Source organism: Plantactinospora sp. CA-294935 (assembly GCF_050936445.1).
Classification (GTDB): Bacteria; Actinomycetota; Actinomycetes; order Mycobacteriales; family Micromonosporaceae; genus Plantactinospora.
Genome location: NZ_JBNJMU010000001.1, coordinates 4,744,478 through 4,761,155 on the forward strand (window position 1 = coordinate 4,744,478; position 16,678 = coordinate 4,761,155).

The window sequence follows — 16,678 nt, forward strand, 5'->3', positions numbered from 1 at the left end:
CAGATCTTGACGAGTTGTTGTCGTGGGAACGACAACAACTCGTCAACATCTCCGGTGAACTTCCCCGGTGCGGATGCCGGGGGAGCAGGGCGGCGAGCTGGACTGGTTGTTGTTCGAGCAGGCGCAGGTGTTGGGGTGGGGGCAGGCTGTCGCGGCGCTCTCGCCCGGCAGGGTGCGGCACCTGCTCGCGACCGGGCGATGGCGACGGTGGTGTCGCGGCGTACTGGTGGCGCATCCGGGTGAGTTGACCCGGGCCCAGCAGCTCTGGGTGGCGGTGCTGTCGGTCGGCTCCGACGCGGTGCTCGCCGGACTGAGCGCTGCCGCCGAGGCGGGGCTGCGCGGTTTTCGACGGGAGCCGATCGACGTACTGGTGCCGGAGCGGCACAGCACCTCGACCGCCCGTCGCCGACTCGAACCCGGAATGCCCGGGGTACGGGTGCACCGGACCAGGTCGCTGCCGCCGGAGCAGGTGCAGGCGGCCCGGCCACCCCGGACCGGTACGGCCCGGTCGCTTGTGGACGCGGCCGGCTGGGCGCGTACCGACGACGAGGCGCGGTCGGTGATCGCGGCCGGTTGCCAGCAGCGCCTGGTGCTGCCCGGAGAGATCATCAAAGTGGTCGAAGAGCTGCCTCGGGCCCGTCGGCGGGCGCTGGTGCTGGAGACCGCCCGGGACGTCGAAGGTGGCGCGGAGGCCCTCTCCGAGATTGATTTCGTGCGGCTCTGCCGGCGGTACGGCCTGCCCCGGCCCGACCTACAGGAACGGCGCCGTGATGCCGGCGGTCGGGTGCGCTACCTGGACGCGTACTGGCGTCGCTGGGGACTGCACGTCGAGGTCGACGGTGCGTACCACATGGAGGTACACCACTGGGAGGCGGACATGCGCCGGCAGAACGAGGTGTGGCTGGCCGGCGACCGCCTACTCCGCTTCACGGCCCACCAGATCCGCCACCACCCCGCCCAAGTAGCTGATCAACTACAGCACGCCCTCACCGCCGCAGGCTGGCGCCGGGCAACCCGTAGACCTTGACGACTTGTTGTTGCACGAACGACAACAAGTCGTCAAGATCTCGCGGCCGACCTCAGTGTGCGTACGCCTGGAACTCCCAAAGGGAGAAGCCGTAGCCGGTGGCTCGGGTGAGGGCGTGCAGACGGAGGTGGCGGGCGGGGGTGGCGGGGAAGTCGACGTTGTCGGTGCCGCCGTCGCCGGCCGTGGTCGACCAGACCGGGTGCCAGCTCGTACCGTCGGTGGAGACCTCGATCCGGTACGACCGCGCGTACGCCGCCTCCCAGTGCAGCACCACCCGACCCACCGGCCGGGTCGACCCGAGGTCGACGGTGATCGACTGGTTGTCCGCCCAGGAGCTGGCCCAGCGGGTACCCGGATCGCCGTCCACCGCCCGGGCGGCACCGTTGCCGAGCTGGCTGCTCGACGCGCTCACCGGCCGCCCGGCGGCGAGATTGGTCAGCTCGTCGCCGCGCCCGGCCGGGAACGAGACCACCTGCTGGTACGTCGGCCGGTTCTGCCAGGCGATGGTGGCGTGCCGGATCCCGCCCAGCGGGGACTGCACGATGGCGTCGGCGCACCACTGGTCCCCGGCGGCGCAGTGCTCGTCGCCGGGATAGACCTCGGCCGCCGGCTGGGCAGCGGCGGTACGCAGGGTCTCCAGCAGGATCTGCCGGCAGGCGGCCAGGCTCCCGTCGCCGCAGTACGTCCGGCCGAGCCCGCCCGCGACCGGCTCGCCGAGCACCGCCCGCAGGTCGGCGTCAACATAACCCCACCAGCCGTACTGGAAGGACGAGCCCTTGTGCGTCTGGGCGTCGGCGGCCGAACCGGGCAGGTCCGGGGTGTCGCCCTGCTGGTGCCCGGAGGGGGACTCGTTGATCTGCATCGCGTTGACCAGCGCCCGGTAGAGGTCGCCGCCGAGCGGCCCGGCGAACTGGCCCCGGACCAGTAGCGGCCACCAGGCGTCGAAGACCCGGATCGCCTCGGCGTGCTGGTACGACTTCGAGCCGGCCGAGGTCTCCACCCGGAGCGCCCCGGCCTGCCGCCACGCCTTCAGCCGGCCGATCGCCCCGGCCAGGCCGGCGTCGCCGACCGGTTGGCTCTCCAGCACCCGGACCAGCTCGTCGAGCACCTCGATCCCGCGCAGGTCGGTCAGGCCGGCCCGCTGCACCAGCGCGGTCAGCGAGGCCCGGTCGAACTTCTGCCCGGCGTCGATCGCCGCCCGGATCGGCTTGTCCAGCAGGTCGCCCCGGTGTACCGGACCGAAGCTGAAGTTGCCGTCCGAGGCGCCGTAGTCCGCGGCCTGCTTGTTGTTCCAGCTCACGTAGTAGTCCTGGTCGACCGAGTTCGGGTGCGCCGACGCCGGGTGGTAGCTCGCGGTGTTGCCGGCCGGGTCGAAGCCCTGCCACTCGTACGCCGGCTCGGCCCGGATCGGCAGGTTCGGGTTCGACCCGGCGGCCCGCACCGGGTTCAGCCCGGAGTTGGCGTACGCCGCCTGGCGCGAGTTGACGTAGAACCAGTTGAAGGCGTACCCGATCTCGGAGGCCGCAGCGGTGAACTGGGCGGCGGAGCCCATCGCGGCGGGGTCGTTGAACATCTGGAACCCGATCGCCGAGTCGGCCTCGTGCCGGTACGTCGACCGGAGCTGGGTGAACGCGTGCGGCACCCCGCCGACCGTGCCCCGCCAGGCCACCAGCCCCAGCCTGGTCCGTCGGGCGATCATCGTGTACGAGCCGGCCGCCGTGCCGTCCGCGACGGTCGGCCGCCAGGAGTTGACGTGCGAGAGTTCCTCCATCGCCAGGCACTGCCCGCGATAGCGGTAGAAGTTGCTGGCCAGCGTCGGTGCGCTGCCGTCGGTGGTGCAGAGCGGCACCGCGTAGGTGTCGGTGATGTCCTGGGTGGCCGAGGTGGCGCTCCAGGCGTAGTCCTGGCCCCGGCCGAGCAGTACGTAGAGGTTGACCCCGGCGAACGCCGCCCCCCGGGCGCTGATCCCCGGCCCCTGCAACTCCTGCATCATCAGCAGTTGCGGCGCGAAGTAGCCGGTCTGCGGGCCGAATACCGCGATCGGGTGGCCGGTGGCCGAGTGCGCACCGGAGATCACGGCGGCGTTCGACATCCCCCGTGGTGTGATGGTCAGCCCCGACAGCGCGGCGGCCAGCTCGGACGGTCCGCCGGTGGCCTGCCGGGCCGACCCGCTGGGGTTGGCGGTGACCGCCTCCGGTCGGGCCGAGCCGGGGTCCGGCAGTACCACGCTGGGCGCGTCCGGGTCGGCGGCGCCGTACGGGAAGCTCTGCCCGTCGTGCAGGGTCAGCACCGTCTCCGGGTTGTTCTGCATCCGGAACGCGGTCCACACCCGGTCGCCCTCGACCGGACCGTACTTCGCCCGGGCGGCGATCCGGACCAGCGCCGACTGCATCTCGTGTCCGCCACCGCCGCCGAACAGCCCGCCGACCACGCCGGAGATCGCGATCAGGTCGGTCATCTGGAACGGCTCCGGCCCACCCGCGTTGGTGATCGCGTCCAGGTGCCCGGTCAGCACGTACTCGCCGGGGCAGTTGCGGTTGGCCATGCAGTGCCGGATGTAGGCGTTGATCCCGGCGATGTACTCCTGCACGTCGGCGTAGAGCTGCTCGCCCCGGGGACCCCGCTGGCGCAGCGCGGCGACCTGGGCCGCGAGGTCCGCCTCGGTGTACGGCGAGTTCCGCCAGACGCTCTGTTCGAGGGCCCGGTTGCCCGGTGCCCCACCGGCGAACGGGGTGAGGGTGCCCCGGCCGACGTGCCGGAGCAGGTCCATGGTGAAGAGCCGGTCCTCGGCGCCGACGTAACCGGCGCCGAACATCGTGCCGCCCCGGGTGGTACCGGTGACGTGCGGGACGCCGGTCGCCCGGTCCCGCAGCACGGTGACGTCGGCCCGTGGCGAGTAGCTGCGTTCGACCTGGCCGGGCGGCACCCCGAAGGAGGCGTCGTTGAAGAACGCCCCGAGCTGCTCCTCACGCAGCCCGGCGTACCCGTAGACCAGGTTGGCGTACCGGTCGAGCTGGTCGCCGGCGTGCCGGGGCAGCACCCCGAGCGCCTGGTTGGCCAGTACCTCGACCAGGGTGGCGTTGCCGTTCTGGCCCGGCGGCAGGATGTCGGCACACTCGCCCAGGCAGTAGTCGCCGGCCGCGAAGGCGATGGTGGCCGGCGCGTCGGCGGGGGCGGCGGGCGGCGCGGTGAGCGGGCCGGACGGCGGGGCGGCCGGTGCCGGGGCGGCGGTGAACGCGAGCACGGCCGCGCTGAGCACCCCGATCCCGGCGGCGGCGCGGCGGCGCTGACGGTGAGCCATCGGGAATCCTTCCGACGGTACGAGTGAATGTGAGCAACATTCAGCTACCGGATGGTAACGAGTTCACCGGGTCGATAGATAGTCCTGGATCGGCTCGGCAGCGCTGGCGGATAATCCGTCGCGGGCGGCCGCACGACCGGCCAGAATCGTCCCGTGATCACGCCTGCCTCGTGGACCTCCGCCTTCGCCGCCGTGCCCGACCGGGCCGCCCGGCGACAGCGGAAGCGCACCCGGTCGGCGTCGATCACCGCGGCACCGTCATGACCGACGCGCTCGTCGCCGGTTTGCTCGCCGGATACGGCGTCGCCATACCGGTCGGCGCCATCGCCATCCTCGTGATCGGACTGACCGCGCGTACCTCGATCCGGGTCGGCGCCGCCGCCGCGCTCGGGGTCGCCACCGCCGACGGGCTGTACGCGGCCGTCGCCGTGCTCGGCGGCGCCGCGCTGGCCGGCCTGATCGAGCCGATCGCCGAGCCGCTGCGCTGGGTAGCGGTCGGCGTACTGCTGCTGCTGGCCGGTACGGGTGCCTGGGGCGCCGTCCGGCACCGGACCGACCCGGGCCGGGCGGCCAGGACCGACCGGAGCCTGGGCACGCCACTGCGGGCGTACGGCGGGCTGCTGGCACTGACCCTGCTGAACCCGATGACGATCCTCTACTTCGCCGCCCTGGTGCTCGGCCGGCGGGCCGGCACCGACTGGTCGGGCGGTGCGGAGGCGGCATTCGCGCTCGCGGCGTTCGTCGCCTCGGCGAGCTGGCAGCTACTGGTCGCCTCCGGCGGTTCGCTGATCGGCCGGGTGCTCTCCGGACCCCGGGGAAGGCTGGGCACCGCGCTCGTCTCCAGCGCGCTGATCGCCGCACTCGCCGTCCACCTGCTGCTGCGCTGACCGGGACCTGCGGCCGGTCGCCGAAGCTCTCCGGACGGGACGCGCACCAGCCGGTGAAGTCGCCGACCCCCCGCACACCTCTTCCAGCAACTCGACCGCCGGGCCCACGACGAACCGGCGGTGCGGGCCGGGTACGACCCGGCGGCCGGTGCGACCTGCTGCCCGAAGCTTATGGACGGGCCGGACCCGGCGGCCGGGTGCCGGCGGTGGACGTCGTACCGTTCGGGGATGAACAGCCGACCCGCTGCCGGCGGCGGCCGGTGGGTGGACGTGCCCCCGGCCCGGCTCGCCCGCTGGCTCGACGGCTTCGCCGAGCGGCACGGCGGGCCGCCGGAGGTCGACGCCGGGCCGGACGGGTTGCGGCTGACCGCCCCGGACGGCACGCTCGCGGTGCTGCATCCGCCGCCGGGCGTGCCCGCCCCGGACGATCTGCCCGCCTTCGCGGCGCAGGTCGCCGCACCTCGGCGGCTGGGCCTGTTGCTGGCCCGCAAGGGTGCGGTGGCGGTCGGCGTCGCCGAGGGCGACCGCCTCGTCGTCTCCAAGGTGGACAGCCGCTACGTGCAGGGCCGCACGGCGGCCGGTGGCTGGTCACAGCAGCGGTTCGCCCGGCGCCGGGACAACCAGGCCAAGGCCGCCGCGGCCGACGGGGCGGAGCTGGCCGTCCGGCTGCTGCTGCCCGAGGCAGGCCGGCTCGCCGCCGTGGTGGCCGGCGGCGACCGGCGGGCGGTGGAGACCATCCTGGCCGACCGGCGGCTGGCCCCGGTGGCGGCGCTGCGGGCCGAGCGGCTGCTCGACGTACCCGAACCCCGGCACACCGTACTGGTCGACGCGATCTCCGCCGCCCGGGCGGTACGCGTGCTGGTCCGCGATCCGTAGCCGGCGATACTCCACGGCGCAGTGGTCAGCGGGCGGTGCCGAAGGTGTCGCAGGTGGTCGGGTCGCCGCTGGAGTAGCCGGTGCCGAACCACTTCTGCCGGTCGGCCGAGCTGCCGTGGGTGAACTGCGACTCGTCGATCCGGCCGCCGGACCTCCGCTGGATCGCGTCGTCGCCGATCGCCGCCGCCGTGTCCAGCCCCTCCTGGATGTCCCGCTCGGTGAGGCTGGTGAAGATCTTCACGCCCCGGTCGTCGGCGGTGCCGGTGGCGTTGCGGGCCCACGCGCCGGCGTAGCAGTCCGCCTGGAGTTCCAGCAGCACCGAGAGCCGGTTGGCCTCGTCGGGGCTGGCCTGCCGCTGGTCGCGTACCCGTTGCTCGGTGCCGAGCAGGTCCTGCACGTGGTGGCCGTACTCGTGCGCCAGCACGTACGGCTGGGCGAACTCGCCGGGGGCGCCGAGCTGCTCGGCGAGTACCCGGTAGAAGCTCAGGTCGATGTAGACCTGGTCGTCGAGCGGGCAGTAGAACGGCCCGACCCCGGAGTCGGCCTGGCCGCAGCCGGTGCTCACCGCCTGCGCGAAGAAGACCGTGTCGGATTCCTGGTAAGGCCGGTCGAAGTGCTGCGGCATCGCCCGCTGCCAGTACGCCTGGATGGAGTTGACGTAGAGGGTGTTGCGGCAGTCGAGCTGGCCCAGCGCGTCCTCGGCCTGGCACCGCTGCTCCAGCGCGGTGTTGTCGCCCTGCTCCTCGCCGCCCCCGCCGGTGAGCTGGCTGACCCCGAAGCCGCCGCCGACCAGGGTGACCAGGACGGCGATGATCAGGCCGACCACGCCGCCCCGGCCACCGCCGATCGGGATGGGGATCCCGGCCAGCCCGCCGCCGGAGCCGCGCCGGTCCTCCACCTGACTGGTATCGATCTGCGCGTCCTTGTTGAGTTCCATCCCGTACCCCGATCGCCCTGATCGCCGATGCCTCGCCCGATGTCTGCTCCTGCCCGATGTCGCGGTTTGTCGATACCCGGTGATCTTGATCGGTAATCCGGCCCCGGCTCCCGCCGGGCGCCCGGTACAATCGGACCGTGCTGCTCTGCGAAGGCTGAACGCCCCGAGCCGACGGATCCGTGGTCCGCCGGCTCGTTCGTGTGCCCTGAGTCAGCCTTCGACCCCGAGAGCGAGTCCTCCGACATGATCACTGCGAGCGGCCTGGAACTCCGTGCCGGCGCCCGGATCCTGCTGTCCGACACCACGCTGCGGGTCCAGCCCGGCGACCGGATCGGCCTGGTCGGCCGAAACGGCGCCGGCAAGACCACCACCCTGAAGGTGCTGGCCGGCGAGGGCCAGCCCTACTCCGGGCAGATCGACCGGCGCAGCCAGGTCGGCTACCTGCCGCAGGACCCCCGTACCGGCGACCTCGGGGTCACCGCGCGGGACCGGGTGCTCTCCGCCCGGGGGCTGGACGTGCTGATGGCCCGGATGAAGGAGATCGAGGAGCAGTTGGCCGACGGCAGCGGTGACGACCGGCTGGTCCGCCGGTACGGCGCGCTGGAGGACCAGTTCGCCTCCCTCGGCGGGTACGCCGCCGAGGCGGAGGCGGCGCGGATCTGCGCCAACCTCGGCCTGCCCGATCGGATCCTCGCGCAGACCATCGGCACCCTCTCCGGCGGCCAGCGCCGCCGGGTCGAGTTGGCCCGGATCCTGTTCCGGGACGCGGCCGAGAACGGCGGCGGGATCCTGCTGCTCGATGAGCCGACCAACCACCTGGACGCCGACTCGATCACCTGGCTGCGCGGGTTCCTCTCCGGGCACAAGGGCGGCCTGATCGTGATCAGTCACGACGCCTCGCTGCTGGAGGCCGTGGTCAACAAGGTCTGGTTCCTGGACGCGACCCGCTCGGTGGTGGACGTCTACAACGTCGGTTGGCAGAAATACCTGGAGCAGCGGGAGACCGACGAGCGTCGCCGCCGCCGGGAGCGGGCCAACGCCGAGAAGAAGGCCGGCGCGCTGATGGCCCAGGCCGACAAGATGCGGGCCAAGGCGACCAAGACGGTGGCCGCGCAGAACATGGCCCGCCGGGCCGAGAAGCTGCTCTCCGGGCTGGAGGAGGCCCGGGTCGCCGACAGGGTGGCCAAGGTCCGGTTCCCCAGCCCGGCGTCGTGCGGCAAGACGCCGCTGACCGCCACCGGGCTCTCCAAGTCGTACGGCTCGTTGGAGATCTTCACCGACGTCAACGTCGCCGTCGACCGGGGCTCCCGGGTCGCGATCCTCGGGCTCAACGGCGCCGGCAAGACCACCCTGCTGCGGATCCTCGGCGGGCTGCTGCAGCCGGACACCGGCGAGGTCCGGCCGGGCCACGGGCTGCGGCTGGGCTACTACGCGCAGGAGCACGAGACCCTCGACGTGGACCGCAGCGTGCTGGACCACATGCGCAGCGCCGCCAGCGAGCAGTCCGACACCGACCTGCGCAAGATCCTCGGCGCGTTCCTCTTCTCCGGCGACGACGTGGACAAGCCCGCCGGGGTGCTCTCCGGCGGCGAGAAGACCCGGCTGGCGCTGGCCACCCTGGTCTGCTCGGGCGCGAACGTGCTGCTGCTGGACGAGCCGACCAACAACCTCGACCCGGTGAGCCGGGAGCAGGTGCTCGATGCGATCGCCCGCTATCCGGGGGCGATCGTACTGGTCACCCACGATCCGGGCGCGGTGCTGGCGCTCAAGCCCGACCGGGCGATCCTGCTGCCCGACGGCGACGAGGACGCCTGGAGCGACGACCTGCTCGAGTTGGTCGAGCTGGCCTAGCGGCGGTCCCGCCGCCGGCCGGCGGCGGGATTCCGGGTACTGACCGACGACGATCTGCTGCGATCGGTACCGTCGCGCCGGTGACGACGTGACGATGAGGACGGTCAGTACGACAATGTCTCGGGGTTTGCCGGCGGCGAGCCACAGACGACACTGCGCGGACCGGAACACCATTCTGCGGAATCCGCCCCTACGGAATCCGAGCCGGCAACGAAACTCTCCGCGACGGGAGCCGAAACTTGACGTCGGCAGAACGAAACTCGCCGGATGATGAGGCGAAACTCCCGTTGCGTGGAAGGAAACTCGACCGGGGGCCGGGAAAACCGCGGCGACCCGGGTCGCGACCGGACGCTCGCGGCTCGAAATCCCTGCTGACGTGCGGTGGAAGCTCGGATGGTGGGTGTGGACGGCGTCGGTGGCGCAATCACTCAATCGGGAAACTGACACTGCTGTGCGTGTCGGTTGGCGCAGAGTTGATATCTAGCGCATGATCGTTCGAGGCGGTCTAATAGGTGGGACCGTATCGAACCGCACAGTCTGGGACGTGAGGAATCAACATGGCAGCCACTGGCACAGCCACCAGCACTGAGAAGGGTCGCCGGATCGTCGGAGCCGAGCGCCAGACGCTCGCCAAGGACCTGGTCAAGCGGTATACCTCCGGCGAAAGCATCCGCGCCCTGGCGGCCTCGACCGGCCGTTCCTACGGGTTCATCCACCGGGTGCTCACCGAGTCTGGTGTACAGCTTCGTCAGCGTGGCGGCGCGCGTCGTCGGAAGAAGGCGTGACCCGCTCAGCAGCCGGGTCCGGACCCGTACGCCCACGGACGTCTTCGTGACCGTCGGCGTACGACTCAACTGCGACGGGCCGGTCGCGACACTGACGTTGTGCCGGCCCGACGTACTCAACGCACAGACCCCACAGATGTGGCGGGCGATGCGCGACTTCTCCCGGGACCTCCCGGGCGACGTACGCGTCGTGGTGGTACGGGGCGAGGGTCGGGCCTTCTCCGCCGGGCTCGACCTCTCGGTGGCGACCGGCCGCTCCGGGGCGGAGAACTCGCTGGCCGAGATGGCCGCGTTGCCGCCGGAGGAGTGTGCCGAGCGGATCGCCGGCTTCCAGGCCGGGTTCACCTGGCTGCACCGGCCCGACCTGATCTCGATCGCGGCGGTGCAGGGGCACGCCATCGGGGCCGGCTTCCAGCTCGCGCTCGCCTGCGACCTGCGGGTGCTGGCCTCCGACGCCACGTTCGCGATGGCCGAGGTCACCCTCGGCCTGGTGCCCGATCTCGCCGGCACCAAGCGGCTGGTGGATCTGGTCGGCTACGCCCGGGCCCTGGAGATCTGCGTGACCGGCCGGCGGATCGACGCGGCCGAGGCGGAACGGCTCGGCCTGGCCACCGTGGTCGTGCCCCCGGACGACCTCGACGCGGCGGTCCAGGACCTGACCGCGGCGATCCTGAGCGGCAACCGGGACGCGGTGGTGGAGATCAAGGCGCTGCTCGCCGGCGCCTCCGGGCGCTCTCCGGCGGAGCAGCAGCGGGCCGAGCGCGAGGCGCAGGCCCGGCGTATGCGCGATCTTGTCGGAGCCGGCGAATAGGCTGGAGCCCGACGGCTGCATGATCAGCCGACGGGGTGTGTGATCAAGGGACCATTCGGGAAGAATCGGGCCGCCACTCCGGTTGTCGTAGTCGTCGAGGACGACTGGGAGGTCGCGCGTGGTGAACCCGATGGGTGCTGGTGCCAGCATGGGCGGTTGGAACATGCTGCGCTCGTTGCGCAACCGCGACGAGGTGACCGCACACCGGGTGAGCCGGCGCAGCGTACGGCGAATTGTCGAGTTCGCCCGGCCGTACCGGCGGGACATCGTGGTGTTCCTGGTCACGGTGGTGTTCGCCGCGGTCATCGGGGTGGCGACCCCGGTGCTGGCCGGTGACGTGATCAACGCGATCTCGCGGGGTGGCTCCGACGCGGGTGGCCTGGTCGTCCGGCTGGCCCTGGTGATCGCCGGCCTCGCGGTGGTCGACGCGCTGCTCTCACTGGCTCAGCGCTGGTATTCGGCGCGGATCGGCGAGGGGATCATCCTCAACCTGCGGACCCGGGTCTACGACCACGTCCAGCGGATGCCGCTGCAGTTCTTCACCCGCACCCAGACCGGGGCGCTGGTCAGCCGGATCAACAACGACGTGACCGGCGCGCAGCGGGCCTTCACCAGCACCCTCTCCGGGGTGGTCAGCAACATCATCCAGCTCGTGCTCACCGCCGCCGTGATGTTCACGCTCTCCTGGCAGATCACCGCGCTCTCCCTGGTGCTACTGCCGATCTTCATCATCCCGGCCCGCCGGGTCGGCCGCCGGCTGGCGGAGATCACCCGGGAGTCGTACGACCTCGACGCCAAGATGAACGCCACCATGACCGAGCGGTTCGGGGTGGCCGGGGCACTGCTGGTCAAGCTCTTCGCCCGGCCCGACGTCGAGGCGCGACGGTTCGGCGACCGGGCCGAGCGGGTCCGCGACATCGGCATCCAGTCCGCGATGTACTCCCGCACGTTCTTCGTGGCGATGCTGCTGGTGGCCTCGCTGGCCCAGGCCCTGACCTACGGCCTCGGCGGCTGGCTCGCCGTCCAGGGCAACGTCAGCGCCGGCACGGTGGTGACGCTCGCCCTGCTGCTCACCCGGCTCTACGGCCCGCTGACCGCGCTGTCGAACGTCCGGGTGGACGTGATGAGCGCGCTGGTCTCCTTCGACCGGGTCTTCGAGGTGCTCGACCTGACCCCGTCCATCGCCGAGAAGCCGGGTGCGGTCGAGATCCCGCGCGGCGCGCGGCGGCTGGAGTTCTCCGACGTACGGTTCCGCTATCCCACCGCCGCCGAGGTGTCGCTCGCCTCGCTGGAGGAGGTCGCCACGCTGGACCGTAGGGTCAACGAGCCGGTGCTGCGCGGCGTCTCGTTCACCGTCGAGCCGGGCCAGCTGGTGGCCCTGGTCGGGCCCTCCGGTGCCGGCAAGTCCACCACCTCGATGCTGGTCTCCCGGATCTACGACGTGACCGACGGGGCGGTCCGGGTCGGCGGCATCGACGTCCGGGACGCCACCCTCGACTCGCTGCGCGACACCATCGGGGTGGTGACCCAGGACTCGCACCTGTTCCACGAGACGATTGCCGAGAACCTGCGCTACGCCAAGCCCGACGCGACCGACGACGAACTCTGGGCGGCGCTGCGCGGCGCCCAGGTGGAAGAGCTGGTCCGCTCGCTGCCGGACGGGCTCGACACCATGGTCGGCGAGCGGGGTTACCGGTTCTCCGGCGGCGAGAAGCAGCGCATCGCCATCGCCCGGCTGCTGCTCAAGGCCCCGTCGATCGTGATCCTCGACGAGGCGACCGCACACCTCGACTCCGAGTCGGAGGCGGCGGTGCAACGGGCGCTGTCGGTGGCGCTGAGCGGGCGTACCGCGCTGGTCATCGCGCACCGGCTCTCGACCGTACGGGAGGCCGACCAGATCCTGGTGCTGGACCGTGGGCGGATCGTCGAACGGGGCCGGCACGAGGAACTGGTCGCCGTCGGCGGCCTCTACGCCGAGCTGTACCGGACGCAGTTCGCCGTCGCCGACTCCCCGGCCCCGTACGCCGACGCGGTCGGCCCGGAGCCGGTGATCACGATGCCGCGCCCCGACTACGACCCGGTCTGACCGCCTACTGCGCCAGCGGCGCCGGCTCCGCCAGGGTCGCCGCCCGCAGCGCCGCGAACTCGGCGGCCAATCCCGGCCCGGTGTAGTGCGCGTTCAGCCCGCTCGGGTTCGGCAGCACCCACAGCCGCGCCCCGCCGAGCGTCTCCGGTTGCCGGCCGATCCTCGCGGTACGCCGCTCGAACGCCGTCCGGTACGCCGTGACCCCGAGCACCGCCACCCAGCGCGGCCGGTACCGCCGGAGCTTGCGGACCAGCAGCCGCCCGCCCTCGACGAGTTCCTCCCGGGTCAGTTCGTCGGCCCGCGCGCTGGCCCGGGCCGCCAGATTGGTGATGCCCAGCCGGTAGCCGAGCAGTTCGGCCTGGTCGGCCGGGTCCACCAGGTGCGGCGTGAACCCGCCCCGGTGCAGGGCGGGCCAGAACCGGTTGCCGGGCCGGGCGAAGTGCCAGCCGGTCGCGGCCGAGTAGAGACCCGGGTTGATTCCGCAGAAGAGCACGTCCAGGTCCGGGGCGATCAGGTCGGGGAGCAGCCGATCGGCCGCCGCCGCCACCTCGGCCGGGGTCGGTCGGGGCCGGGACGGCCGGTCCGCCGTCAAGGCCGTTGGTTCTTCCGGGCCGCCCATACCACCACCAGCACCACAGCGGTCACCACCATCAGACAGCAGAGCCCCCCGACGACGGCGGCCACGATTATGCCGACGCTCGAAATCACGCTCACCTCCCCGACGGGTGGCAACACTATCCCGGCCCACAACGGGGTCGGCGGGCGGAGACCAGCTCAGAGGCCGCGCAGCGCGCCGCCGTCGACCGGGATGGTGACCCCGGTCAGATAGCTGGCGGCGGGGGAGAGCACGAACGCCGCCACCCGGCCGAACTCGTCCGGGTCGCCGATCCGGCGCAGCGGTATCGCCGCCTCCGCGTCGGCCCGGGCCCGTTCCGGGTCCCCGCTGGCGGCGAAGAGTTCCCGGTTGCGGTCGGTGAGGATCCGGCCCGGGAGCAGGCTGAGTACGCGTACGCCGCGCGGACCGTACTCGTCGGCCATGTCCTTGGCCACCCCGGCCAGCCCCGGCCGCAGCCCGTTCGAGATGCCGAGTCCCGGAATCGGTGCCCGCACCGAGTTGGAGAGCACCAGGCCGAGCGCGCCGCCGCTGGGCAGTACCGCCGCGATCGTCCGGGCGGCCCGGACCGTGCCGAGGAAGACGGTCTCGAAGGAGTCCCGCCACTGCGCGTCGGTGGCCTGGGCGGCGCTGCCCGGCGGCGGTCCGCCGACCGAGACGAGGCCGCCGTCGAGCCGACCGAACCGTTCCAGGGCGGTGTCGACCAGCCGGGTCGCGGTGTCCGGGGTGGCCAGGTCGGCGGTGAGCCCCAGCACCCGGTCGTCCGGGCCGAGCCGTCCCGCCGCCGCGGCCACCTGGTCGGGGTCCCGGGCCGAGATCACCACCCGGGCACCGTCGGCCACCAGGGCCCGTGCGGTGGCGAAGCCGAGTCCCTTCGAGGCGCCGGTCAGCACGTACACCCGGTCCGCGAGTCCGAGATCCATGGAGGGGATCCTATGACCCGGGCGGCGCCGAGTCGATCTTCGGGTCCCGGTGGGTGCGAGGAGTGAGCCGGGTTTGCGAGCCCCGCAGTCACGAACGGAAGGCGGTCCCGGTGGGTGCGAGGAGTGAGCCGGGTTTGCGAGCCCCGCAGTCACGAACGGAAGGCGGTCCCGGTGGGTGCGAGGAGTGAGCCGGGTTTGCGAGCCCCGCAGTCACGAACGAAAGGCGGCCCGGGAGCCGGGCACGGTCCACATCCGTACCCGACCGGCGACCTGCACCACCAGCACGTTTCCGGTCCGGCGCAGCGCCGGGCGCCGGCGCCGGCGTGCGGACGTGCGGCCGTCGTACCGCCAGCCGGCCTCCCGGACCGCGAGTTCCTCGGCGGCGGGCCCTGGCAGCGCTCCCTCGGCGGCCAGGTGCCGGGCCAGGTCCCAGCCGTCCCGGACGGAACCCGAGGTCGGGCGGTCCGCCGCCCAGGCGGCGAAGACGGCCGACCAGCGCCGGCCGTGCATGGCGGCGAGCAGCGGCCAGTGCCGGGCTACCTCGCCGGCCCGCTTGTGCAGCAGCGCCGATCGGGCCACCCCGACCAGCCGGGCGTCGAAGCCGGGTGGCAGCGGCGCCCCGGCCACCAGCGCGGCCACCAGCGCGGCCTGCCGGTCGGCCAGCGTCCCGGCCGGCCCGGTGCGGGAATCGGCGGTCATCTCAGGTCACCGCCGGGTAGCCGGAGGCAGCGGCGATCGCGTCGAGTTCGGCGCGCAGCGCGGCAGCCGGTGGATAGTGCCCGTCGCGCTCCAGCAGCAGCGCCGGCGGCCGGTGCCGGGCGCAGAGCTCGGCGACCAGGTGGAGTACCTCCTGCGGCACCGGGTCGGTGTGCGTGTCGTGGTAGATCCCGTCGCTGGCCGCCCCGCCCGCGACGTGTACGTAGCCGACCCGGTCCAGCGGCAGCCGGTCGAGCAGGTCGACCGGGTCGGTGCCCCGGTTGTGGGCGTTGGCGTAGACGTTGGCGATGTCCAGCAGCAGTAGCGCGCCGGTCCGGTCGAGGATCTCGGTGAGGAAATCCGCCTCGTCCAGCTCGTCGTCCGGCCAGTCGAAGATGGCGGCGATCGGCTCCAGGGCCAGCGGGACGGAGAGCTCGGCCCGTACCCGGGCGACGTTGCCGACCACCGCGTCGACGGCCTCCCGGGTACGCGGCAACGGCAGCAGGTGCCCCGCCTCGATCCCACCGGCCCGGACGAAGGCGATGTGCTCGCTGGCCAGCGGCGCGTCCAGCAGCTCGGCGGCCCGGGCGAACTGGCGTACCCGGGCCGGCTCGACCGGGTCGGCACCGCCGAGGGAGAGCCGCACCCCGTGCGGTACCACCGTCACACCGCGGTCGCGCAGCTCGACGAGGCCCGGCGGTGGCCCGGCGGCGGGGATCGACTCGGCGATCACCTCGACGAAGCGCAGGCCGGGCAGCTCCGCGACGAAGCCGGCGATCTCGGGCCGCCAGCCGATCCCTACCCCGTATCCGGTCTCCGGCAGTGGCACACCGTCCCCGGTCGTCATCCGCCGCACCCGCCGCATCCGCCGCATCCGCCGCCGCATCCGCCGCCCCCCGAACCGTCGCCGCCGGAGCTGTCGCCGCCGGAGCCGTCGCCGGTGCTGCCGGCCGTCCAGCCGCTGCCGCCGGCTGCCGAGCCGCTCATCGCACGCTGCACCTCCGCCTCGACCGCGAACGCCGGGTCGAACTCGACCAGCGCGGCCGTGCCGAACAGGGCGATCCCCAACGCCGCGCCGGCCGCGCCGTAGGTGGCGTAGGCGGGCGAGTGCCGGGGCGCGAGATACTGGTGCTGCCCGCGTAGGTCGCGCAGCAGCGCGTTCGCCGCCCGGGTCCGCCGGGGGACCGCGCAGAGCAGCACCACGCTGGTGGGTGCGAGCACCAGCAGACTCAGCCCGAGGTAGCCGACCGGCTGGCCGCCGGCCAGACCGGCGACCAGTCGGGCCAGGCCGACCGCCAGCAGCCCGAGCAGCAGTACCGGGCCGATCCGGGCGACGGGACGGGCCGCCGGGGACAGCGCCAGGCCGCTCCGAGCCAGGTCGGCCCGGAGGTCGGCGAGCGCCGCGCGGACCCGGGGATCGTTGTCGAGCGCCCGTCCGCGTACGCCCTGCGCGGCCGCCCGGTGCACGGCGGCGTCGAGCGGCGTGGCCCGGATCGGCAACGGCCCGGTCTGCGCCAGCCGGTGCTGCGGGATCGTGCCGACCGCCCCGGCGGCCCGCAGCCCGCCGAGCGTGGCGTGCACGGCCAGCCGGTCACCGCCGGACAACCAGGCGAGCTGGACGGGGTGCAGTCGCTCCGCCCCGGGCGGGCGGCGCCCGGCGAACCCGATCAGCCGGTGCAGCAGGGTGCCGAGCAGGATCAGTCCGGCGATAGTGAGGTAGAGGGTCAGGAAGACCGGCCCGGGAACGTCCCAGGTCTCGGCCTGCACCGTCAGCACGTCCATGGGGTGCCTCCGCGTACGGGGGGTCGGACTGCCACCATTGTGGATCAGGTACGCCAGCCGGCTCGGTCGCGGTTCGGCTAACCTGCCACCGGCCGACCGCGCC

General features: G+C 72.9%; 14 protein-coding genes. 7 read left to right on the forward strand and 7 right to left on the reverse strand.

Features of this window, described 5'->3' with window-relative positions:
• The first annotated feature begins 73 nt into the window (after positions 1–73).
• Entirely contained in the window at positions 74–1,027 is a 954-nt protein-coding gene (locus ACQEVC_RS21265) for a DUF559 domain-containing protein (RefSeq protein ID WP_432891600.1), read from the forward strand.
• Between the two features lie 52 nt (positions 1,028–1,079).
• Here the strand turns inward: ACQEVC_RS21265 and ACQEVC_RS21270 are convergent, their stop codons facing one another.
• Positions 1,080–4,328, reverse strand: a complete 3,249-nt coding sequence (locus ACQEVC_RS21270; RefSeq protein WP_432880159.1) for a penicillin acylase family protein — start codon at positions 4,326–4,328, stop codon at positions 1,080–1,082.
• A 260-nt stretch (positions 4,329–4,588) separates the two neighbouring features.
• On the opposite strand from ACQEVC_RS21270, the gene ACQEVC_RS21275 reads away from it, so the two are divergent.
• Together ACQEVC_RS21275 and ACQEVC_RS21280 are read left to right on the forward strand one after the other, a co-directional pair.
• Positions 4,589–5,215 (forward strand): LysE family transporter, encoded by a 627-nt coding sequence (locus ACQEVC_RS21275; protein WP_432880161.1) that lies wholly within the window; start codon positions 4,589–4,591, stop codon positions 5,213–5,215.
• Between the two features lie 228 nt (positions 5,216–5,443).
• Positions 5,444–6,091 carry an acVLRF1 family peptidyl-tRNA hydrolase gene (locus ACQEVC_RS21280; RefSeq protein ID WP_432880164.1) on the forward strand — a complete coding sequence of 216 codons (648 nt, stop codon included), beginning with the start codon at positions 5,444–5,446 and terminating at the stop codon, positions 6,089–6,091.
• Between the two features lie 25 nt (positions 6,092–6,116).
• Here the strand turns inward: ACQEVC_RS21280 and ypfJ are convergent, their stop codons facing one another.
• Positions 6,117–7,028 carry a KPN_02809 family neutral zinc metallopeptidase gene (gene ypfJ, locus ACQEVC_RS21285; RefSeq protein WP_432880167.1) on the reverse strand — a complete coding sequence of 304 codons (912 nt, stop codon included), beginning with the start codon at positions 7,026–7,028 and terminating at the stop codon, positions 6,117–6,119.
• Between the two features lie 243 nt (positions 7,029–7,271).
• Between ypfJ and ACQEVC_RS21290 the strand changes: the two genes are divergently transcribed.
• From ACQEVC_RS21290 to ACQEVC_RS21305, 4 genes are all read left to right on the forward strand, one after another.
• Positions 7,272–8,879, forward strand: coding sequence for an ABC-F family ATP-binding cassette domain-containing protein (locus tag ACQEVC_RS21290; RefSeq protein ID WP_432880169.1), 1,608 nt, complete (start codon positions 7,272–7,274; stop codon positions 8,877–8,879).
• Between the two features lie 557 nt (positions 8,880–9,436).
• Entirely contained in the window at positions 9,437–9,664 is a 228-nt protein-coding gene (locus ACQEVC_RS21295; RefSeq protein ID WP_007462679.1) for a helix-turn-helix domain-containing protein, read from the forward strand.
• 46 nt (positions 9,665–9,710) lie between these two features.
• Positions 9,711–10,475: an enoyl-CoA hydratase/isomerase family protein gene (locus tag ACQEVC_RS21300; protein ID WP_346259017.1), complete on the forward strand. Its 765-nt coding sequence runs from the start codon at positions 9,711–9,713 to the stop codon at positions 10,473–10,475.
• Positions 10,476–10,605: 130 nt separating this feature from the next.
• Positions 10,606–12,561 carry an ABC transporter ATP-binding protein gene (locus tag ACQEVC_RS21305; protein WP_432880176.1) on the forward strand — a complete coding sequence of 652 codons (1,956 nt, stop codon included), beginning with the start codon at positions 10,606–10,608 and terminating at the stop codon, positions 12,559–12,561.
• Between the two features lie 4 nt (positions 12,562–12,565).
• Here the strand turns inward: ACQEVC_RS21305 and mug are convergent, their stop codons facing one another.
• The 5 genes from mug to ACQEVC_RS21330 all read right to left on the reverse strand — a co-directional run bounded on the left by mug (position 12,566) and on the right by ACQEVC_RS21330 (position 16,575).
• Positions 12,566–13,180 (reverse strand): G/U mismatch-specific DNA glycosylase, encoded by a 615-nt coding sequence (mug, locus tag ACQEVC_RS21310; RefSeq protein WP_432880179.1) that lies wholly within the window; start codon positions 13,178–13,180, stop codon positions 12,566–12,568.
• Between the two features lie 155 nt (positions 13,181–13,335).
• Complete coding sequence (locus ACQEVC_RS21315; RefSeq protein WP_432880182.1) at positions 13,336–14,097, reverse strand: SDR family oxidoreductase; 762 nt, start codon at positions 14,095–14,097, stop codon at positions 13,336–13,338.
• 210 nt (positions 14,098–14,307) lie between these two features.
• On the reverse strand, positions 14,308–14,796 hold the full coding sequence (locus ACQEVC_RS21320; protein WP_432880184.1) for a hypothetical protein: 489 nt from the start codon (positions 14,794–14,796) through the stop codon (positions 14,308–14,310).
• Between the two features lies 1 nt (position 14,797).
• Positions 14,798–15,640: a DUF692 domain-containing protein gene (locus ACQEVC_RS21325; protein ID WP_432880187.1), complete on the reverse strand. Its 843-nt coding sequence runs from the start codon at positions 15,638–15,640 to the stop codon at positions 14,798–14,800.
• The gene (locus tag ACQEVC_RS21330) at positions 15,637–16,575 is read right to left on the reverse strand and encodes a TIGR04222 domain-containing membrane protein (RefSeq protein ID WP_432880190.1); all 939 of its coding nucleotides are present in this window, start codon (positions 16,573–16,575) and stop codon (positions 15,637–15,639) included. The genes ACQEVC_RS21325 and ACQEVC_RS21330 overlap by 4 nt, the downstream gene beginning before the upstream one ends.
• Between the last annotated feature and the right edge of the window lie 103 nt (positions 16,576–16,678).